The sequence below is a fragment of the Vibrio nigripulchritudo ATCC 27043 genome, assembly GCF_000222685.1.
GTDB classification, from domain to species: domain Bacteria; phylum Pseudomonadota; class Gammaproteobacteria; order Enterobacterales; family Vibrionaceae; genus Vibrio; species Vibrio nigripulchritudo.
In genome coordinates, this window is record NZ_AFWJ01000316.1 from 1 (window position 1) to 21,765 (window position 21,765).

Consider the following 21,765-nt stretch of genomic DNA (forward strand, 5'->3'; position numbering starts at 1 on the left):
AGATCGACATCATCTCCAACATGACCCCAACTTCAGAGGGAAAGCAGTTTGCGACCTTTACCGATTCAAAAGTCTTTGCCGTAACCAACGCATTGCTATTTAGTGACTCTGTCACCTCGGTAACCAGCCTGTCTGATCTCATCGGCAAAACACTAGCGGTGGTTAAAGGCGCGGCAGAAATTCCCGTGATTAGGGAAAACTATCCGGACATACGATTAATAGAAACTCAGGATACGCTTCATTCCATCGAGAAGGTGATCAGTGGTGGGGCGGATGCAGCAATGGACAGTGAACAAGTGCTGCGTTTTTATCTTGAAAACTACATCGATTCTCCGCTTCGTGTGTTCTCGTTGGCAGACAATGCCAACCTCGGTACTTATTTCCAGACGCTGGCGGTGCGAAGCGACAGACCGCAACTGGCATCAATTCTGGACAAAGCGTATCGCTCTCTTTCACCAGAGACCATTCAGTCACTAAAACGCAAATGGCTGACCAATAATCAGGCAAACAAAGTCAATGTCCTGAATCTCAACCGAGACGATCGAAACTATCTGAATAAGAAGCAACGTGTTCGATACTGTATTCACCCGGATTTCTTGCCTGTGGAAGGCGTATTGGATGGTAAGCCTCAGGGCATGACCGGGGAATATGTACAGTTCTTTGAAAAAAGCCTGAACATCAAATTTGAACATGTGCCCACCTCAAGCTGGGAAGAATCTTTAAAAGCTGTCGATTCCGGAGCCTGTGACATTTTAAGCCTGAGTCGCCCTGTTAAGTCTCGCCTGAACTATCTGGTTTACACGCAGCCTTACTTATCTTTACCTGTTGCGGTTGCGATACATCAGAATACCCCTTACGCTGCCGAAATCAGCGCACTGGCAGGGCGCTACATTGGTTTCAATCGCAATCATGGATTGGCGGATGAATTTCAGGCTCGCTATCCAGACATCAATTTTGTGCCCGTAGACTCGGCATATACCGGTTTGCAGATGGTCGAAAACAAAGAGCTGTTTGGTTTCATTGGCGCTTTGCCGGTTGTGACTTATCACCTGCAGCACTACTTCCCGAACCTAATGGTGGGGAGCCGTATGAATCAGGCGTTTCCTTTGAGCGTTGGTGTCAGCCGAGATGAAGCCCAGCTTGCCGAAATTCTGAATAAGGCGATAGAGAACATGGATATTCGCCTGCATTCTTCCATTCTGAATTCCTGGACGCCTGTGAACTATAAGCCGGTCAGCGATAATCGTTTGGTTTGGGCAGTACTGGTGATTGGTTGTATTGTCGTGGGTGCCATGGGTTACAGCTACTACGTTTTGCAAGTGAAATACAGGAAGTTGGAAGAGCTCTCTACCAAAGACAGGCTCACAGGGCTGTATAACCGCTATACCATTGATACCGTGCTGGCGGAGCAGGTTGCGCAGTTTGGGTTCAGCCGAAAGCCATTCAGCGTCATTCTGGGTGATATCGACCATTTCAAAATTCTGAATGACCACTACGGTCACCTAATTGGAGATCAGGCGTTAATCACCATGTCCCGCTTGTTTGAAAGCCATATATCAGGCTCTGATCTGGTAGGGCGTTGGGGTGGTGAAGAACTCATTGTGATATGCCCGGGTCAGACCGAAGAACAAGCCTCTTATCTTGCAGAAACGCTAAGAAGAGCGGTTAACTCGGAGCAATTTGAAGAAGTTGGCTCCATGAGCTGCAGCTTTGGCGTTGCGCAGTACTTCCCAAAACACACATTGACAGACTTAATGCAGCGCGCGGACAGGGCGCTATATCAATCCAAACGAATGGGTCGCAACACCGTTACCAGCTACACCGACTTTCACTTAGAGCATAAAGGGAAAGGGCATGATATTTGATGAAAATTTCAGCCTGAGACCTGTTCCGTATTACGCCCGAAAGCGAACGTTAGCTCTGGGGTTAGTATTGGTTGGGCTGACCTTTTTCTCCGCCAGTATGCAGGCAGGCGGGGTAGTCTGGAACGGGCTTTCCAGTTCTGAATTTGTCTGGGTTGTTCTCATCGGAAATCTGATGCTCGCTACTTATGCTGGGGTATTAGGGTATATCGGCTCTACCACCGGGTTATCTACCCACCTGTTAACTCATTTCTCATTTGGTCACAAAGGTTCGTGGCTGCCATCACTTATTTTGGGGGGAACCCAGGTTGGCTGGTTTGGTGTTGGTGTTGCGATGTTTGCCATCCCGGTCAGTAAAGTGACAGGCGTTGATGTAAAGATACTGATTGCGGTAAGCGGGTTATTGATGGTGAGCACCGCTTATTTTGGTATGTCTGCACTGATATTCCTGTCTGCCATTGCCGTCCCTGCCATACTTTTGTTTGGTGGGTATTCGGTAAAATGCGCACTGGAGACGTTCAGCGTGGGTGCGCTTTATGGTGAGCTTGGCGATATGCAGAACAAACTGACGATGTCGGAAGCGTTAACTTTAGTGGTGGGAACCTTTGTCAGTGCCGCGACATTAAGTGCCGATTTCCTTCGCTTTGCAAAGAACCACAAGAAAGCGCTGTTCATCACCGCCCTGGCCTTCTTCGCAGGCAATACTGTGATGTTTGTTCTTGGTGCTCTCAGCAGTTACAGCATCGGCTATGCCGATCTGTTTGATACGATGCTGGCGCAGGGTTTGCTCATTCCTGCCATCGTTGTTCTGGGGTTGAATATCTGGACCACTAACGACAACGCTTTATATGCTTCAGGTTTGGCATTTTCTAATATTATCCGTTTGCCAAGTCATCATTTGTCGGTACTCAACGGCTTTCTCGGAACCATATTTGCCCTGTGGCTGCATGACCATTTCATTGATTGGTTACACTTCCTTTCGATTGCGATTCCACCTGTTGGTGGCGTTATCATTGCAGATTATCTGACACGCCGAAGAGAATATCTGGATTATGCCAACGTCGAGTTTGAAGAAATAAACTGGTGTGGGATAGCTGCCGTAGCAGTGGGTGTGTTTGGCGCGCTGACTATTCCGGGTATAGGTCCGGTAAACGCTGTGATCGTAGCCATGACCTCTTACTGGGTGCTACAGTTTAAACCAGTGAAAGCGTGGGTATCTCGCTCAATATAACCGCAAAAGGTTAACCGAAATAAGGCAAGAAGAATGGATTCTCAAATCGTACTCATCGAAGACGACGACATCGTTCGTCAGGCGACAAGTCAATGGCTGCAACTGGCAGGCTTTTCGGTGACGGAGTTTGCCGATGCTACATCTGCATTAGAAGGGATCTCTCCCACTTTCACCGGTGTGATTGTCAGTGACGTCAGGCTGCCAGATTCCGATGGTCTGACTCTGATGAATGCCATTTTGAACCGAGTCCCTAATGTGCCAATCGTGTTGGTGACAGGGCATGGTGATGTGGACATGGCGGTGAAAGCGCTACGAGAAGGAGCTTATGATTTTCTGGAAAAGCCTTTCGACCCAGACAGATTGATTGACACCGTCAGTGATGCCTTCTCCTCTTTGCAGGCGAAGAAGGAGAGTCAGCAGCGTCTCGAATATCTGGAGCAGTTGAATGGGTTAGAGCAAATTCTGATTGGTCAGAGTGAAGTCATGGTGAACCTCCGACAGCAATTAGCCAAAATTGCAGCCATGGATACCAATGTAATCGTTTATGGTGAAACGGGGTGTGGTAAAGAACTGGTGGCGAACTGCCTTCACAAACTGAGCAGACGGAGCGTGCACCGGTTTGTTCCAATAAACTGCTCCGCCATTCCGGAAAACCTGTTTGAAAGTGAGTTGTTTGGGCATGAAGCCGGTGCCTTCACAGGGGCAGGAAAGCAGAGAATAGGGAAGCTGGAGTACGCTGACAAAGGCACTTTGTTTCTGGATGAAATAGAAAGCATGCCGCTTTCAATGCAGGTAAAAGTGCTCAGAACTCTGCAAGAACATACTGTCGAAAGGGTAGGAGCTAATCAGCCCATCAATATAGATCTGAGAGTTGTCGCAGCTGCTAAAGACAATCTGTTTGATCACCCAAATTTCCGCCAAGATCTCTATTACCGTTTGAACGTTGCCCAACTGACTCTTCCTCCTCTCAGAGAGCGAGATAAAGACGTTGTGCTTCTGTTTGAACACTACTCCCGTCAGGCAAATTCAAGCTGTAGACCAGCCACACTGAGCGACAAACAAACGCTGCTGAGTTATGGCTGGCGAGGCAATGTACGTGAACTCAAGAATGTGGCGACGCGTTTTGCGCATGATGATCTGTCTGTTGCCGACATACTTTCTGAATCTGCTTCACTCAGCTCTGAGCCGGTCGTTAATACGCTTTCTCTGGCAACTCAGGTACACAATTTCGAAAGAAAAGTGATCGACAAATCGCTAAGAGAGCACAAAGGGAACATCACTCAGGTGATGGCTGAACTCGACCTTCCTCGCCGAACCCTTAATCAAAAAATGCAAAAGTACGGGTTAAGCCGACAAGATTATTTGGGTAAATAATGGACTGCAAAAACACTCATTAAACTTACCCAGACGCGCGAGTTTGAAATGAGCAAAATTTTGCCTATCACGGCAAGCTCTTCAGTTTAAAGGTCAAAACTTTGCTCCGAGGTCAGTTTTAACAAGGAATTTACAATTAATCGAATGAGCAAGATCTTGCTCATTCATTTCCTATTTAATCAGCACATTTTTGCTCATTTCTACTACTGAAAATTATTTAATTAAATAAAAACAAAGATTTATGTTTTGGCACGTAAGTTGCCATGTAGGGAGAAACAACAATCTCACCAAATTGAATTTGAGTGAGTCAATAACCCTACATGGAGCGTAAACATGTTAAAAAACAAACTCGTGAAATCCCTTCTTCTTGCCTCGACACTTGCCGCTTCGGTAACCGGCGTTGCGAATGCAGCGGAAAATCGCAGCTACATACTGGCTACAGCATCCACTGGTGGTACTTATTACCCTGTTGGCGTAGCACTTGCGACGCTAAGTAAAATTAAGCTTGAACCCAAACATAAGTTTGCGCTTTCTGCCATCAGCTCTGCCGGGTCTGGTGAGAACGTAAAACTTCTGCGCGAAAACGAAGCTCAGTTTGCGATTCTGCAAGGGTTGTATGGTGCGTGGGCGTGGAATGGCGAAGGTAAAGTGAAACAGTCTGGTCCTCAGAAAAACCTGCGCTCTGTCACCATGTTGTGGCAAAACGTTGAGCACTTTGTAGTGCGTTCAAAATTCGCAAAAACAGGGACAGTAAGCGATCTTTCCGAGCTGAATGGCAAGAAATTTTCTATTGGTAAGAAAAACTCAGGGACTGAAGGTTCCGGTCGTCAGATCATGTCTGGCCTGAATGTGGACCCGGATAAATTCAATCTGGCTTACCTAGGTTATGGTGCGAGTGCAGATGCGCTGCAAAACGGTGCGATTGATGGCATGAACACTCCGGCAGGTGTACCAGTGAGCGCGGTGACTCGTGCCTATGCTGCTTTGGGTAATCAAATTCAAATCCTGAACTTTACCGATGAGCAAATCAAGGAAGCGAACAACGGGTATGAGCTTTGGACTCGCTTTGTGATTCCTGCGAACACCTATCCAGGTCAGGAAAAAGACATCAACACCATCGCACAACCTAACTTCTTAGCCGTACGCGATGACATCAGTGACGATGACGTGTATCTGCTGACTAAGACCATTTATGAAAACCTGACGTTCCTGAATGGCATTCACAAAGCAACGAAAGCAATGGCGATTGAAAAAGCGATTGCTGGCTTGCCTGTACCGCTTCACCCAGGTGCGGCGCGTTACTACAAAGAACAGGGCATTGCGATTCCTTCTCACCTCATCGTTCAATAATACCTGACTCAGGTTACTGTTCCCGAGCCGGTGTCCCCCCGCCCGGCTCGGGAATAGATTGTCTGCAGTACATGAGGAATACATCATGGAAGATAAAAAAGACGTCGATCTGGCGCAATTTGAGCTGCCCATTCGAACCGATTTTCCCTGGTTGACGACGTTGATTACCGCCGTAGGCATTGTACTGGCGGGATTACATATTTGGTTTAATACACTGGCGACGTTACCCGAATTGTGGGTATCCGCGACACACTTTGCGGGTTTTTCCGTTGTTTGCGCCTTGCTCTATCCTGCCCGAAAAAGCTGGAAGAAAAGTCGTTTCGCGCTAGCAATAGACATGGTTGTCGCAGCGGCAGCAGTTTCCTGTCTGATCTACATTCCTCTGGCGGAAGATGCGCTCTATGACCGAGGGGTGAAATTTGTCACCTCCGATTGGGTGTTCTCCATCATCAGTATTGTGGTTGTGCTTGAAATCATCCGTCGTACCATTGGCTGGTTTATCCCAGTGCTTATTGTGATTTCCCTTACCTATGTGGTTTGGTGGGGTCAGTGGGTTCCGGGTGTGTTTCACTTTCCCGGTCTTAGCGCAGAAACACTGTTGTACCGCAGCTTCTATTCTTCGGAAGGCATGTTCGGAACCATTTCCCGAATTAGTTGGAGCTACGTATTCATGTTCATCCTGTTTGGAGCGTTTTTAGTTCGCTCGGGTGCAGGGGACTTCATTATCGATGTGTCGCGCGCTGCAGCGAACAAAGTCATCGGCGGACCGGGATTTGTCGCGGTAATGGGCTCTGGTCTGATGGGATCCGTATCGGGATCCAGTGTGGCGAACACGGTATCAACAGGGGTGATCACCATTCCGTTGATGCAGAGAGCAGGCTTTCCATCACGATTTGCAGCAGGGGTAGAAGCCGCAGCATCTACCGGCGGGCAGTTGATGCCTCCTGTTATGGGAGCAGGTGCGTTTATCATGGCTTCCTATACGCAGATTCCTTACGTCGATATTGTCGCAGTATCGATTGTGCCAGCAATGATCTACTTTCTGTCGGTAGCCTTCTTTGTTCGTATCGAAGCCAAGCGCAGTGGCGTTCATCAGGTCGATTCCAATAGCGAACCCGTTCTCAAAGTACTGGCGAGTGGATGGCACTACCTGATTCCGCTAGTGGTACTGGTTTACTTGCTGGTATCGGGTTTCACGCCGACTTATGCCGCGGGAATTTCGATTGTATCTGTGGTGGTTGCATCCTGGCTATCGCCGAACAAGATGGGCATTAAAGCCATCTTTGAAGCACTGGCACAAGGTTCGAGAAACATGGCCACAACAGCAGTACTGCTCACGGGTATTGGGTTGGTTATCAATGTGATCAGTACAACCGGAGTAGGGAACACCTTCTCTCTGATGATCAATGAGTGGGCGAGTGGTTCGCTGCTGATTATGTTGCTGCTGATCGCATTAGCCTCTCTTATTTTAGGCATGGGGCTTCCGGTAACGGCGGCATACATAGTGTTGGGTACGTTGTCCGCCCCTGCGCTGTACAACCTGATTGCTCAGGACCAGCTTCTGGATATGCTGGCGTTGGGGCAGTTGCCAGAGGAAGCCAAAGCCATATTCATGTTAGCGGCACCCGACCAACTGGCGGCACTCAATTCGCCGATGTCCGTCGAACAGGCACAAAGCCTGATTGCGTTAGTCCCCGCCGACTTTCTGCCTACTTTGTTAGAACAGGCGATTGGCATGGAGAAAGTCGGGCTGGCTTTACTTGCGGCGCATCTGATCATTTTCTGGCTATCGCAAGACAGTAACGTTACCCCACCAGTATGTTTAACCGCGTTTGCCGCAGCGACCATAGCCAGAACTCCGCCTATGCGTACGGGTCTGACGGCATGGAAAATTGCCAAAGGCCTGTACATTGTTCCGGTCATCATGGCTTATACCGCGTTAGTGAGTTGGGATCCGGTTGCGGTGATCACCATCGGTATTTTCTCGGTATTTGGCGTATACGCACTGATAGCGGCATTAGAAGGTTACTTAGAATCAACACTAAGCTGGTGGATGAGAATACTGGTCGCAGCACTTGGAGTCGTCATGATGTGGCCTGAAATATCACTCGCGGTTCGTCTTGTAGCACTGGCATCGTTTGTCGCGCTGTTTTATCACAGCTATCGGACTGAAAATAAATCGTATACATTGAAGACAGATTAAGAAGCAGGCGAAAGCCTGCTTTTTCATTGGAAGAAATCTATTTATACAGGCTAAATTTTTTGGTGATGTTATGAAGTTCTTCTGAGTTGCCAAACAAGCAGATACCCAAATAGTTTAAATCTGACTCAGGCGTATCTTTGGTGCGCCTCTGCTGTTCATCTGAACCACCTTCAATCATGGTGTCGGTGAAGTCAGTAAATGTAATATTGTTCTCTAACGCCCCCTCTCTTAACTTGCGTAGCTTGTTAGAATTGTCCGCTCTGAGAACAATAAAAGGGTAATGACTCATATTTGGATGAATATTGCCATCCTTATCCTCATAATCGACATAACAAGCATTCCCTTTTTCTAATAGATCAGCAAGAGCGACACTCAAGTGCCCCAGAACATTGAGTGCTCTGCCAGTTTCCATCTTCTTGTTCAATACGGCGACAAAACGTTTTTGAGTGTCATTTGGTAAACCCGACAAATTGGCATCCTCTGTTAAGCAAATTATCTACATCATTATATTTTGAGATACACTGAATGTTCTTGCTTATATTGTTATTGAAGTTCACATGGAGCAATAAAATTTGAATATAGATAGAATTGGGGAAAGAATATTGCAAGAGCTCCACTTGGATGGACGAATCACTAATGCTGAGCTTGCAGCTAAAGTAGGGCTTTCACCGTCTGCTTGTTTAAGGCGAGTACAGGAGCTGGAACGTACGGGTGTTATCAAAGGGTACAGGGTTTCTCTGGATAGCGAGCTCGTTGATCGAGGATTTATCGTCTATGTGAGTATTGGTCTCTCTACCCATACCAGAAGTGCACAAAAGGAGTTTGAAGATGCGATCGCTTTATCTTCAGAAGTGAGTGAGTGCCACAATGTAACGGGTGAATTTGAGTACCTTTTACGTATCGAGACGAAAGATATAAAAGCCTACAAAGCGTTTCATGCAGATACTTTGGGTATTCTTCCTTATGTTGCCACGATAACGACGCATGTAGTGATGGACTCACCAAAAGATGAACGTTCTTAATGAGTTGGTGTGTATTTGAGCTTTCTTGTTCTATGCCGTTATTGCCAAGTGATATGTCTTTAAGGCAAGTAAAGAAAGGCTCTAATTCTCCTTCTTTAAACTCAAAGAAAACGTCATACCAGCACTCCAATCTAGTGTGGCGTTTTTATTTCCTGCGTTTTGCCCTGAGTTGTTTCTAGCCCAGACCTTTCCCTGCATTTCCTTCATGCTGTTGGCTGATATTGCCAGCCCCAAGCCCAGTCCTTTTCCTACTTTTTTGCTTGTGTAGAAAGGTTCAAACATGTGAGTCAAAGCTTCATCGGACGAGCCCATACCGTTATCCATGATATGAAGTTCCACCCTGTCACCATTGGTTGTACCCCAGATGGAAAGTTTAGGAGACTGTGTTTTATCCATGGCGTCCACAGCGTTTGAAATCAGATTCCCTATGACCAGAGTTAAACGGTGAGGATCTCCTAGTGCATGGGGCAGGTTGGGTTCCCAGTTCTGAACGACTTCAACCTTTTCCAGAGCATCTGCATGTAAGGTCAGCGCTTCTTCAGTCGCAGATGTTAACGAAACCGGGACCAATTCCTGAGAACGATTGTACGAGAAGGTTTTCAGCTCGGATGTCATTGCAGCCATTCGATCAATCAGGCTATCCACCAAGCTCATATTGGCTTTCAGCTGTTCGGTTTGGTTTCGTTCTATCAGCAAACCACTGCTGGACAATAAGGTTCGGATTCCGGTCAAAGGCTGATTCAGTTCATGAGTAATGGCACTCGACATTCTCCCGAGGGCTGCCATCTTACTGCTTTGAACCAGTTCATCCTGCGCAGCTTCCAGTTCGATGGTCCGTGCCCTGACTCGCTCTTCCAGTTCATGATTGACTTTTTGCAGCGCGTTTTCCGCTTTCTTTCTTTTGCTGATGTCGATCAGCGTGACCAGATACCCCGATTGTGCGCCAAACGTTATGTAAGTCAGAGAAAACAGAACAGGAAAACGGGAACCATCACTTCGCTGCGCCATGACCTCAACCGCGCTTAATTCAGCGATGTCCTTATGTTTAGATAGATCTTTCAGCATCGACATAACGGTAGTGTTACCAACCATGGTTTCAAAAAGCTGCCACGCTTCCATGTTGGTTGCGAGTGGTTCAGAGAGACCAAAGTATCGCAGCGCCATAGGGTTGATGTATGCCACGCGTCCCTGTTCCGTCAGCATCAGAAGACCGACATCGGTTTTTGAGATTATCGAGCGTAGCTGTCGCTCTGAATCGGAAATCGCCTGCTGCAATGCTTCTCGGGAGCGGATTTTCTGTCGTCGCTCGATGGTGAGCAATACCACCACAACCACCAGTAACATTAAGATGGCAGCTATCAGGGTGACGGTATTTACCGTGTCGTCCAGCTCTTTAATGGGCGTTAAATAGTGAATGTTCCATTTTAGGTCGTCGAGGTTAACGCTTTGAACCAGATAGGGGCTGCGCTCGAAATCCACAAGATTCACTTCGGTGCCGTCAGGAAGCAGAAATGGGCGCAGGGAAGGCATGCTGTCTTTGCCAAGCTGATTATTCAGAATCGATTGAGCGCTGGAGAGGAAAAAGCGTTTGTGCTGATCTGAGATCAAGAGGAACTCATTGTTGGCCAGCCATGATTCCGACAACGTTTCCAGATTGATTCTCGCGACGGCAATACCAATCAGCCCAGTACTGCCATAAATAGGGGCTGCCCGGTAGTACCTTGCTTGTCCCTGAGACAGGTAGCTCAGGGTAACGACCTCACCACCTAGTTGCTGCATCAAAGACTGAATGGCTAAACCATCCGATTCCCGCCATTGATAAACCGGGCTGCTGCTGGCAACTAAACTGGCTTTGGCATCCAACAGGTGCCAGCCACGGGTTTGCGAAGCCTTATCAAGCTGAGCAAGGTAGGTTTCCACCACGTCTAACTGCGTTTTATCGCCCTCTAGCAACGCGCGACTTGGTTCATGTTCAGCAATCAGATAGGGAAGAAAGTCGTATCTTGCCAGCGTTCTCCGTATATCACCAACGTAGATCAGGAGCCGGTCTTGTCCATTCATATGGGTGCGATCCAGCAACCAGCCTTTTGCTGTGTCTCGAACAAACAATAAGGTCAGGCTCATCGCCAGAATAACCAACAATATTACGGGTAGCTTTCGAAGGGGTCGTGACAACTTCTTGTCCTCAGTCACTAATTGAACAAGAGTTTAGCAAAAGTACTGTTGCTGGTAGCCAAGATGTAACAAAATTGTGAAACAAAACATGGCATTAAAAGTTGGGTGCATGCAATACGATTACGTGATTTTAGGCGGTGGCATTGTTGGAGTGTCTACCGCATGGCAGCTCAAACAACGCGAGCCAGAAGCGGACATCTTATTGATTGAGAAAGAGCAAAAACTGGCACAGCACCAGACGGGGCATAATAGTGGCGTTATTCATGCTGGTGTTTATTACGCGCCGGGCAGTCTGAAAGCGCAGTTTTGCCGAGAAGGTGTGAAAGCAACCAAATCTTTCTGCGCCAAACACGACATTCCGGTAGAAAATTGCGGCAAGTTACTGGTGGCGACAACCCTGCTGGAAGTGACCCGAATGGAAGCCTTGTTCGAACGATGTCAGACCAACGGTATTGATGTTGAAATGCTTAATCAGGAGGAACTGAAAGCACGAGAGCCTAATATCACCGGCTTGGGTGCAATTTACGTTTCCACAACCAGCATTGTTAGCTATACCCAAGTCTGTAATGCCATGGCTGAAGAGTTTACAGCGATGGGGGGAGAGATTCGCTATGGCTCTGCGGTAACGGCTCTGGATGAAAACGCCGAAAGAGTCGAAGTAGAAATCAATCAGAAAGAACGCATCCAATCCTCATTTCTGATTGCCTGTTGTGGCTTAATGGCAGACAGAGTGGCGACATTGATGGATCTTCCCGTCGAATTCCAGATTGTTCCCTTTCGCGGTGAATACTACCGACTGGCGCCGAAACACAATCAGGTGGTGAACCATCTGATTTACCCCATTCCGGATCCGGATCTGCCGTTTCTGGGTGTCCACCTGACACGTATGATTGATGGCAGCGTAACGGTAGGTCCAAATGCGGTGCAAGGCTGGAAAAGGGAAGGGTATGGAAAACTCAACTTTAGCGTGAAAGATACTCTGGAAATGGTTCGGTTCTCCGGTTTTTGGCGTGTGCTTGCTAAACACTTTAAAACCGGTCTGGCTGAGACTCGAAACTCCTGGTGGAAGCCCGGATATTTAAAACTGGTGAACAAGTATTGCCCGGGTATTGAACTGGATGATCTGGAACCTTATCCGGCGGGTATTCGGGCTCAGGCGGTATTAAAAGACGGCACCTTGGTACATGATTTTCTGTTTATAGAATCCAAACGCAGTTTGCATGTGTGTAATGCGCCTTCTCCTGCAGCGACGTCCGCAATCCCTATCGGTAACTACATTTGTGACAAAGTGAGAAACCTCAACTCTGGATAACAGAACACCTTTCTAGCCGCAGTTTTTGCCGCTAACTGCGTTGAATTCACTTACAATAGGCTCGCTATTGACGCGTAAATTCGCCTTGTTATCAACAAAAACTTCAGTCTAGAAAGACCAAAAATAATAATTTTTAATTATTCAATAACTTATGATGTTTCTTATCCAAAGCTGAGGTTTAAAACAAAAATGCCTGACGTGGGTCAGGCATTTTTTGGTAACCAGAGTCAAAAGACCCTTTAAAGCAATCAGACGATGAATTTACTCATCACCTCGTCCTGATCCCTTACATGTTGAGTCTGCAACGCCATCGCCTCGTTTGCCCCTTCAGCGGCGGTAGCTACCTGTTCAGACAAATCTTTGATGTTAATGGTGTTGTTGTTGATCTCTTCCGCCACCAGACTTTGTTCTTCAGCTGCTGATGCAATCTGAATATTCATGTCGCTGATCTGCTGAATAGCGCCACGGATACGCTCCAGAGCAATGTTCGCTTCCTGTGCTTTCTGAACAGTATCATCGGCGGTTTCTTTGCTCTGCCCCATGGCACTGGCAACCGCTGTTGCGCCAGACTGAAGCTGTTCAATCATGTTACGGATTTCAGTTGTCGATTCCTGAGTACGTTGTGCCAGCGTACGAACTTCGTCTGCCACCACCGCAAACCCACGCCCAGATTCCCCTGCACGCGCCGCTTCAATCGCAGCATTCAATGCCAGCAAGTTGGTCTGGTCGGCGATGTCATTGATCACCTCCAGAATGGTTTCGATGTTCGAGGTTGCCGACTCAAGTTGTCTCACCTGTTCTACTGCTTCATCAATACGGGTCGAGAGATCACTGATCGCCTGAGTGGTGTAGCCCACCACTTTGGTTCCGTCTTCTGTTGCGCTATCCGCTTCTTTCGCAGCCGACGCAGCGCCCTGTGCATTGGTCGCAACGTCTGAAGAGGTCGTTGCCATTTCATTCATTGCAGTCGCCAGTTGCTCAAGTTCCTGCATCTGGGTGTTCATGGCAGTTGCGGAATCCTGAGCACCTTGCGCCGTTGTTTCCGTTACACTGCGAATGCTGTCACTGATTTCTTTGGTCCGTTGAATCCGTTGCTGGAGTGTTTCAGCAAACGTGTTGAACCCAGATGCGAGCAGGGCAAATTCTGCATCGGTATTGGTGTCTAACCTTTTGGTCAGATCCCCCTGACCACAAGCCATGTCCTGAATGGCGTCGTTTAATGAATCCAACGGACGCATAAGTACTTTGATTAGGAATAGCAGTGCAAAAATACTGATGACCAAGGCGACAAGGGTATAAACGATCGAATGATTACGCAGATCGGTCACCGCGGAGTAAGCGATGCTTTCATCCAGCATTACGCCCACATACCAGTCTTCACCCGGAATTTTAGAAAAATCTGTCGCATAGAGCTGACCTTCTAACTCTATCTCCTGAGTTTCTTCAGAAATAGACACATTAGGTAAGAAGGTATTCATTTGCTTACCGTTCTTGTCAACATCTGGGTGAGCAATGATGGTGCCGTCACCCGCCACAATAAACAGGAATCCAGCATTGAAGAGGTCAACTTTGTTCACGACCTCTGCCAAACCTGCAAGGCTTACATCGTAGAAGATTGCCCCGGCAAAGCTGCCGTTTTCGCGCACCGGCACAGCGATAGAAACCAGAATCTCGCCAGTTGCTGAGTCAGCGTATGGCGCAGTGATGATAAGTTTGCCTGCATTCTTGGCGTCGATGTACCAAGGGCGGCGTCTTGGATCCCAGTCCGAACCTGGATTCCAGCCTGGGTCATTATTTACGTTAGAGCCGTCATTTTCATAACCCAGTCCTGCCAGCAAAAAGTTTTGTTTGATGCTTGCCTGACTGATAACGCCTTCAACATAGTCGCGATTACGCAGATCTGCCTGAAGCATGTCAGTGGCATACTGCGACAGTTCTTTTTTGCCTTTTATGTCTGCTGCGACTGTGTTTCGAACCCCGTCTACAATTTCACTCACGCTTTCGGTGACTTGATGCTCCAGCTCAGATTTCATAGAGAAATACTGCTGGGCAGTCAGAACGCTAAGAATGATCAACAGTAATATCGAAGAAGCAGCAACAACCTTATGGCTAAATTTCATAGTTATCCCTCTACCACTTCCAAACGAATTCGTTGCGTTTGGATAAAGTACTTTTAGATACCCACTACCTCAGAACAAGGTGGGTAAGAATATTATTATTAGTGGTTACTACCGAAACTGAGTTTTTAGTTAGTAACGGGTAGAGTATGACGTATATTTGTAAATATTTCTTACAAAATATTCACCTTATTTTGTGATTTTATGTCGATTGTTGAATTAATTCGTGATTCGAAAATTCATCGTTTTCTGACAGGCTCTCAAAGTTCAGGGAAAAGTTCACTAAATGACTTGAATTACAGGCACTTTTCGAAAACCCCATCTACGCTTAATTTATACCCTTGCGATCTGACTTGGCTTATTTAACCAATGAATCAGGTTGATTAAAGAATATATTTGGACGTTATATTCCGGGCTGGGGGATGCGCTAAACAATACGCTCTTAGTTGAAACGTTAGATTTCAACAAGAGCGGAAATAATAAGAAAGGAGTCACGATATGGAACATGTGCTGATAATAGGTGGAACAAAAGGTATTGGTTTGGCTTTAGCAAAACAACTTGCTGAATCTAATCAATATCAGGTGACGATCACTGGGCGAAGTTTGAAATCCATCGAACAGGCTCAGGCAAAAATAGAAAACGGATTCGTCAATGGTCACTTTATGGAGCTTTCCAACACAGAAAGTGTTCAGAAGCTCGCAGCACATATCGACCATATCGATCACTTGGTGTTAGTCGGAAGTGGCACCGTCGCATGGGGGCCAATAGTTGCCACGTCTCTCAATGCCATTTCGAACGCTTTTGATGTTAAAGCGCTGGGCTATCTTCGGGTGATTCAGGCGATGGCTAAGAAGCTTTCCAAAGAAGGGTCGATAACGCTGTTTGGTGGTGTTGCCGGAAGAAAAGGCATGCTGGACACAGGTGGTGTTGCCATGGTCAACGGCGCACTACAAGCTCTGACCAAAACGCTTGCTATTGAGCTTGCACCAAGGCGGGTTAATCTAATTTCCCCGGGTCTGACGGAAACCGATGCGTTTTCTAACATGCCAATGGATGTGAGAGACAGCATGTTTGATGTTGCTGCTAAAATGCTCCCCGTCGGGCGAATAGGGAATGCCAATGAAATTGCCGCGCTGACCCGTTCAGTAATGGAAAATGGGTTTATGACAGGTTCAATTATTGATGTAGACGGTGGGGCAAGCCTGTAGCTCACCCCTTACATGTCAATTTAGTCGGGAGCCACTAATTGTAGATTGGTGGCTCTTTTCTTTTCCTGATAGGAAGCTGTAAAAGCGCGAATATGATCAGAGCGTAAAGCATTGCCCATCCCAGGCAGGCGAAAACCAAAACACAGAGAACCAGAGACAGCCACGCCAGATTTTTAGAAAAACCGGTCAACAACTTCACTGCCGACAACATGGCGAGCAGGTAGATAAGGACGAAAATGCCATTGGCCAGTTTCACAAACATCTCCAAATCCAGTCCAACCACGCGTCCAAATAGCAGGGAAAGTAACAGGGTGATACTGATTACGTAAGTCGCGTTTGCAGGTACGCCTCGGTTTGAAAGCTGAGCGAGTTTTCCATCTGGCTTGTATTGACGAGCCTGACTCCAAAGCATGCGAGATAGACTTTGAAGATACAGGTTCACGCTGGCGAAGCAGGCAAAAAATGCCACGACGCTGATTATGATTTTACTTTGTACACCGAAGAGCTGTTCTGTGATCCAGGGAATAGCCCCCGTTTCCATTTCAACACTTCCATAAGCCTGAAATTTGATGACCACAACAGAACACGCCCAGTAAGTTAAACCAGCAACAAAGCAGCCCAGCACAATAGCAATGGGGAAATCCCGCTTTGGATTTTTAAACTCTTCACCCATGTGGGCAAAGGCTTCGATACCCACAAAGCACCAGAACATAACCGCAAGTGCAGAGCCAACCGAAACCCAGTCGACAGAGGAGAAAGAGGGCATGGTGAGATCGGAAGGTTGAACCTCACCTTGCCAAAAAAACAAAATGATCAGGGTAAACAAACTCAGGGCAATCACAGTCTGTAGTTGAGAAGATGACTTACTGCCCAGAAGATTCACGCCCAACAGCAAGGCAACGGTCAAGCATTCTGCAAGAAACTGACTTCGGATGGCTTCCGGAAGCCAGGGCGTAGCGAAACTGGCGGCTAATGAAACCGCTGCGGGAACTCCTACAGGGATGACGGACAAAAACAGCCAGGCAACACTTCTCTCTAACTTGGCGTTAAAAGCCAGCCTAACAAAATGTGCCGTACCGCCAGCATTGGGGAAATGTCTTCCTAACATGGCAAAGGTGAGGGCGATGGGGCAAATCGCGATAAAGAGAATGAGCCAGGACCACAAGGACGCTTTATCTGCAATTCCAGCAGTTATTGCCGGGATCATAAACAAACCTGTGCCAAGTAACGTCGTGGACAGCTGCCCAATACCAGAAAATAGGGTGATTTCTTTTTTTAATTCTTGCAATGCCTAATCCTTTAGAGAAACTTTAATGATGCATTTCACTTTCAGGCTATCTTTTTTATTAATAAGATACATCTGGCAAAGTGACGAAAGACGCCGTTAAAATGACATATTTCGCTGACACTTTGTGTCAGTGGTTAAAATAACAATACAGGAAAGCAATTGGATAAGTTTGATAAGGAAATTCTCGCCATTTTGGCAGAAGATGGTCGATGCTCAGTGAGCGATATCGCGCGCGAAGTGAATTTGTCTCGCAGTGCGGTAACGTCAAGGATGAAAAAACTGGAAGAAGATGGCGTCATTCTTGGCTACCACGTGAAAATCGCACCACCAGAATCTTCAATTAATGCCTATATCGCGCTCTATTTTGACACTTCTCGCGCTGAACACAGTTGCGACAAGTACGGTTCAAAAGTCGGGGAAATACCCGAAGTGAAATGGGCCCATGCGATAAGCGGTGAAACCGATATGATGGTTTACATTGAAGCCCCTAGCATGAAGCGCCTGAACGAAATTCGGGATGAACTTCAGGCACTGCCGCATCTCAAACACCTGATTACCCACACTGTGCTGACAGAATTCTTTAATCGCCGCTTTTAATGCGGCGCTTGCTTGCCCTTAGTAGCTTTCCCTACATAATGTGTTGCAGCTAACTCCGCAAATCTTCTAAGCCCGTTTTGCCAATGCCTTGTTGGGGCAAACCGTGAAAAGCTCAATCGTACACACTGTTTAAATTGGTCGCCTGTGGCAAAGACCGAACCCGGGAAAATGCTGATTTTCTCTTTTGAGCATTGCTCATACAAAAGGTCGCTGTCCATACCCTCTGGGAATTCAATCCAGCATAAATAGTTGCCGTTTGAAACGTTCATTGAATACAGATCTTTCAAGGCAGGCTGTTCGTCCAGTGATTCTCTAAGCCAGGTCACAAACTGCTTTTGCTTTTTGGCGTAGTTACGACGAATCTTCATCAGGTGCTGGCGATATTTCCCCGTAGACAAAAACTCGCCAACGGCTGTCTGAATGAGATTGAGCGATCCCATGTTATCGCTGAGAAGTCTTTTCTCTATCACACTTCGGTAGCGTCCAGCGACCAGCCAACCCAGCCGAAGGCGAGAATCCAGCGTTTTAGACAATGAGCTGCAATAAACCACTCGCCCTCGCGTATCCAATGCTGCCAGAGACGGTAGTCTGGCATCGAAGTAGAGCTCTCCGAATACATCATCTTCAATTATTGGCAACTCGCCAGAGACATCCAACAAGCGTTGCCTTGCTTCCATTGGTATGACGGAGTTGGTTGGATTGCTGTAATTGGGAGTCACTAGCAGTGCTTTTATCTGCCATTTCTGGAGAGCCTGTTCAACGGCATCTACATCAATGCCTGTAACCGGGCAACTGGGGATCTCGATAACTTTCAGATCCAAAGATTCCATCAACAATAAGTTGCCAAAGTAACAGGGAGATTCAACGGCAACGATGTCACCGGGAGAGGTCAGTGCCTGCAAGCTCAAACTGATGGCCTGCTGCGCTCCATGCGTGACGAGGATGTCACGCTCATTGCACTCAATCCCGTTGTCCAGGCAAAGGCTTCTGAGTTGAGTCACCAGCTTATGGTTACCGGGAGGCAACTGATAATGGCTTGGGATATGGGCTTGATACCGGCTTTGGCGTCCGATTTCGGCATACAGCGTTTTAATGGCAGGAAAGTCAGTATCAGGATGAGCGCAACCCGCAGGCATTTGATGGTTTGCCAATGGGGTGTCAAGAAACTTCTTAGTGGTTTCCAGCAGGTCGACATACCCCGGCGCATCGACCTGAGAAGGGGCGTTTGATCTGGTTTCCTCTCGCACGCGATAGCCAGATCGTGGTTCTGCATAGAGTGTTCGTGCGGCTTCGAGTTCCTGATACGCCCGTATAATCGTATTGCGAGAAACAGAGAGCTCCATACTGAGTGTTCTGATTGACGGAACTTTCTCCCCAGCTAACCAACGGTTTTTGGCTATCTGAGTGTGAATATACTCAATGACTTCCTGATACTTTTTGCTTCCCATCACTCGCCTTCTAATCTGTACCCATCAATATGCGATCAACTGTACCTTTTTTGTAAATCTGTATCCAATAAAGTGTGCATAAAACAATAAAAGGAGAGAGTTATGCCAACAAGATGGATTCCGTGGATCTTTGTTGTTTTGTGGGCGTCAGGATTTGTCGGATCTAAGTTGGGGCTGGAGTACACCGACCCCGCAACGCTGCTTACTGTCAGAACCGGACTGAATGTACTGATTCTAAGCACCTTAGTCGTATTACTAAGGCGCAAAGCTCTGCCAGCTCGAAAAGCGATGCATGCCTGCATCTCTGGCTTGATGATTCACGGTATGTATCTGGGAGGGACTTATGTCGCCATCAAGCTTGGTATGCCAGCCAGTTTAAGCGCACTTCTGGTTGGGTTACAGCCCATTCTAACGGCGGTGGTTTTGGTGGTTGTCGGAAACACAGTGCTGCGCCCACTCCAATGGGGCGGTTTAATGCTTGGATTGGTTGGAATTTTCCTTGTGCTCCACGGCAAGATGGAATGGGTGGACGATTCCAATAAGCTGGGTTCCTATGCCGCGATAATCATTGCTTTATTAGGCATTACCTTTGGCACTCTCTATCAAAAGAAATTCTGTCAGGGAACCGATTTGGTTACTTGCGTAACTTGGCAATATCTCGCATCCCTGATTTTGTTTGCAGGCACGGCGTGGGTATTTGAGCCTCTTTATATTCACTGGACTCCCACATTTGTAGCGACGTTGACCTGGCTTGTGGTTGTGTTGTCAGTACTGGCGGTATTGCTGTTGCTCTACATGGTCGAGCACGGCGAATCGGAAAAAGTAGCTTCCACGTTTTACCTTGTGCCACCTGTCACAGCGATTCAGGCGTGGCTGCTCTTTGATGAAAGCTTTGATTTGATGGGAGTAGTAGGGTTCGGATGTGCCGCATTAGCGGTTTATCTGGTGGCTTCCAAAGGAAAGCCCAGAGTTGTCGCCTCTGAAGAGACGGCTAAGTCAAAATGTGTCTCTTAGCCAGCCCAATGTAAATAACAAACCACCTATATGAATAGGTGGTTTGTACATTGTGTTTAGCTGTTAATGTTTCACAGGAGGAGTGGGAGCCCGAGTATCTAAGCTAAGATCCTGAAGATTAGAAAGCCTTAACGCATAGCGATCCAGTTCTACCTGAACCTCCTGATCAAATTCTTTTTCTAACTGCGATAGGCTCGTTTCATAATCCTTCTGTTTTTGTTTCTGAGCCAATAACTGGGTTTCCGACGTTACGGCCAGGTCGATGGTATTCATTAGCTCAGACCATTTAGCTAAACGGCTCCCTTTGTTCTGAGAGAACAGTAAAGGGTCGCTTTCTAACTGATTCTGCCAGTAAGTTTTCATTGCCGATAGTTTGCTTGTGTCTCCACTTTGTGAAGGTGTGCATAAACCACTGCCGTCTCGGACTCCTTCAGAAGAACTTTTAAGCACATCACAGAGTGCCAGTTTTGCTTTCTTGGCATTCTCTTTTTGCACTTCCAGTTTTCCGGTTAATACTGCTTCATCTTCTTGGGGTTTAGCCTCTTCGATTTGTGCCTTTTTATCCGAATAACTTTGCTTAATGTCTTTTAGAGCCAAAATGGTTTCTTGTCTGAGAGTAGTAACCTGTTTTTCAGCAATATCGTTTGATGTACTGGCTGAGTCGCCAAAGGCAATACTCTCTGCAAAAGCGGTGAGCCTTTTCGATGACTCTAAGCTGTTGATCGAGACGGGTGTGGCAGTTCCTGAAGCGATCTTTGCCGCAGAAGACAATGCTTTGAGAGAAAGATCCTGATAGGCCTTTAGTAATTCTTCGGGGTTAGAATCAAAGCTTTTTAAGGACCAGTTACCTATGTCGTCCTTAACAAAGGCTGTTGCTACGTCTCCCATCCCGGAACTGTGTACGTGATTAATCCGCTGCCAGTACTGTTCGCTCAATAGTGCGTTTGCCAAATTAGGTTCCGTGAACCCGTCTAATCGTTTAAAGTTACATTGCTCGTTTTTGATTGTTGTAGGAAGTGCATCGCTGGTGTTGTAGCAGTACTCGATAAACAGCGATGGTGACGCTTCAGCTAAATAAGCACTGAGCGGCAATAGATGGCGATTTTCGCCTTTTAATTGTTGTATCAGTAGCTCACTGCGAGAGAGAAGGTTACGGGCTAATATCGCACTCTGCTCTACTTTCATATCGTTAGTTTTTCCATTGTTTTCCCATAACGCTTCTGAATAAGCATTTTGAAGAATTCTGCTTGCGCAATATGCATAACCTTCCAAAGCAAGCGCTTTGGTATCAGGGTTTGCATTGAGAAAGGGCTCTCTTGGTTCGAATTTTTGAGTGGTATCGATAAGCGGGTAGCTAGCGGTTTTATCTTTACCTGAGTATCTTTTTACTTTGTCAACTTTACCGTCTTTCAAGCTTACCGATACACGTACCTGTTCTTTGCATGAAGGGAGAAGTTGGGCGAGAGCTTCTATCTCTTGCCATTGAACTTCTTTTGATTTGGACAGAGGTCCCTGATAAACGTCTACCGTAACTTCCATAGAGCTGCCCGCACAACCTGAAAG

At 47.0% G+C, this 21,765-nt stretch carries 16 protein-coding genes; 10 read left to right on the plus strand and 6 right to left on the minus strand.

Features of this window, described 5'->3' with window-relative positions; all coding sequences use genetic code 11:
- The 5 genes from RH89_RS26670 to RH89_RS26690 form a co-directional block, all read left to right on the plus strand.
- On the plus strand, nt 1–1,865 hold a 1,865-nt coding region (locus RH89_RS26670; protein ID WP_004408726.1), incomplete at its 5' end, for a transporter substrate-binding domain-containing diguanylate cyclase.
- On the plus strand, nt 1,855–3,093 hold the full coding sequence (gene codB, locus RH89_RS26675; protein WP_004408727.1) for a cytosine permease: 1,239 nt from the start codon (nt 1,855–1,857) through the stop codon (nt 3,091–3,093). The genes RH89_RS26670 and codB, both read left to right, overlap by 11 nt.
- Nucleotides 3,094–3,126: 33 nt before the next feature.
- The gene (locus RH89_RS26680; protein ID WP_004408728.1) at nt 3,127–4,467 is read left to right on the plus strand and encodes a sigma-54-dependent transcriptional regulator; all 1,341 of its coding nucleotides are present in this window, start codon (nt 3,127–3,129) and stop codon (nt 4,465–4,467) included.
- A gap of 333 nt (nt 4,468–4,800) precedes the next feature.
- Nucleotides 4,801–5,817 carry a TAXI family TRAP transporter solute-binding subunit gene (locus RH89_RS26685; protein WP_004408729.1) on the plus strand — a complete coding sequence of 339 codons (1,017 nt, stop codon included), beginning with the start codon at nt 4,801–4,803 and terminating at the stop codon, nt 5,815–5,817.
- Nucleotides 5,818–5,902: 85 nt separating this feature from the next.
- On the plus strand, nt 5,903–8,020 hold the full coding sequence (locus tag RH89_RS26690) for a TRAP transporter permease (protein WP_004408732.1): 2,118 nt from the start codon (nt 5,903–5,905) through the stop codon (nt 8,018–8,020).
- A 37-nt stretch (nt 8,021–8,057) separates the two neighbouring features.
- Here the strand turns inward: RH89_RS26690 and RH89_RS26695 are convergent, their stop codons facing one another.
- The gene (locus RH89_RS26695) at nt 8,058–8,489 is read right to left on the minus strand and encodes a DUF2000 domain-containing protein (RefSeq protein ID WP_004408735.1); all 432 of its coding nucleotides are present in this window, start codon (nt 8,487–8,489) and stop codon (nt 8,058–8,060) included.
- Nucleotides 8,490–8,598: 109 nt separating this feature from the next.
- Between RH89_RS26695 and RH89_RS26700 the strand changes: the two genes are divergently transcribed.
- A complete protein-coding gene (locus RH89_RS26700; protein ID WP_196767266.1) occupies nt 8,599–9,042 on the plus strand; it encodes an Lrp/AsnC family transcriptional regulator in 444 nt (147 codons plus the stop codon).
- Nucleotides 9,043–9,123: 81 nt separating this feature from the next.
- On the opposite strand, the gene RH89_RS26705 is transcribed toward RH89_RS26700, so the two are convergent.
- Nucleotides 9,124–11,217: a sensor histidine kinase gene (locus tag RH89_RS26705; RefSeq protein WP_139063371.1), complete on the minus strand. Its 2,094-nt coding sequence runs from the start codon at nt 11,215–11,217 to the stop codon at nt 9,124–9,126.
- Nucleotides 11,218–11,305: 88 nt separating this feature from the next.
- Between RH89_RS26705 and lhgO the strand changes: the two genes are divergently transcribed.
- Entirely contained in the window at nt 11,306–12,529 is a 1,224-nt protein-coding gene (gene lhgO, locus RH89_RS26710) for an L-2-hydroxyglutarate oxidase (RefSeq protein ID WP_004408743.1), read from the plus strand.
- Between the two features lie 248 nt (nt 12,530–12,777).
- Here lhgO and RH89_RS26715 read toward each other — a convergent pair whose 3' ends face one another.
- On the minus strand, nt 12,778–14,649 hold the full coding sequence (locus RH89_RS26715; protein WP_004408745.1) for a methyl-accepting chemotaxis protein: 1,872 nt from the start codon (nt 14,647–14,649) through the stop codon (nt 12,778–12,780).
- 495 nt (nt 14,650–15,144) lie between these two features.
- On the opposite strand from RH89_RS26715, the gene RH89_RS26720 reads away from it, so the two are divergent.
- Nucleotides 15,145–15,855, plus strand: a complete 711-nt coding sequence (locus RH89_RS26720; protein ID WP_004408751.1) for an SDR family oxidoreductase — start codon at nt 15,145–15,147, stop codon at nt 15,853–15,855.
- 34 nt (nt 15,856–15,889) lie between these two features.
- Here RH89_RS26720 and yjeH read toward each other — a convergent pair whose 3' ends face one another.
- Nucleotides 15,890–17,143 carry an L-methionine/branched-chain amino acid transporter gene (gene yjeH / locus RH89_RS26725; protein WP_004408752.1) on the minus strand — a complete coding sequence of 418 codons (1,254 nt, stop codon included), beginning with the start codon at nt 17,141–17,143 and terminating at the stop codon, nt 15,890–15,892.
- Nucleotides 17,144–17,302: 159 nt separating this feature from the next.
- Here yjeH and RH89_RS26730 point away from each other — a divergent pair, with 159 nt between their 5' ends.
- Nucleotides 17,303–17,740, plus strand: a complete 438-nt coding sequence (locus tag RH89_RS26730; protein ID WP_004408753.1) for an Lrp/AsnC family transcriptional regulator — start codon at nt 17,303–17,305, stop codon at nt 17,738–17,740.
- Here RH89_RS26730 and RH89_RS26735 read toward each other — a convergent pair.
- On the minus strand, nt 17,737–19,188 hold the full coding sequence (locus tag RH89_RS26735) for an aminotransferase-like domain-containing protein (RefSeq protein ID WP_004408754.1): 1,452 nt from the start codon (nt 19,186–19,188) through the stop codon (nt 17,737–17,739). The genes RH89_RS26730 and RH89_RS26735 overlap by 4 nt on opposite strands.
- Nucleotides 19,189–19,290: 102 nt before the next feature.
- On the opposite strand from RH89_RS26735, the gene RH89_RS26740 reads away from it, so the two are divergent.
- Nucleotides 19,291–20,202, plus strand: a complete 912-nt coding sequence (locus RH89_RS26740) for a DMT family transporter (protein ID WP_004408757.1) — start codon at nt 19,291–19,293, stop codon at nt 20,200–20,202.
- Between the two features lie 63 nt (nt 20,203–20,265).
- Here the strand turns inward: RH89_RS26740 and RH89_RS26745 are convergent.
- Nucleotides 20,266–21,765 (minus strand): hypothetical protein (locus tag RH89_RS26745; RefSeq protein WP_206536156.1); only part of this gene is annotated, 1,500 nt, incomplete at its 5' end.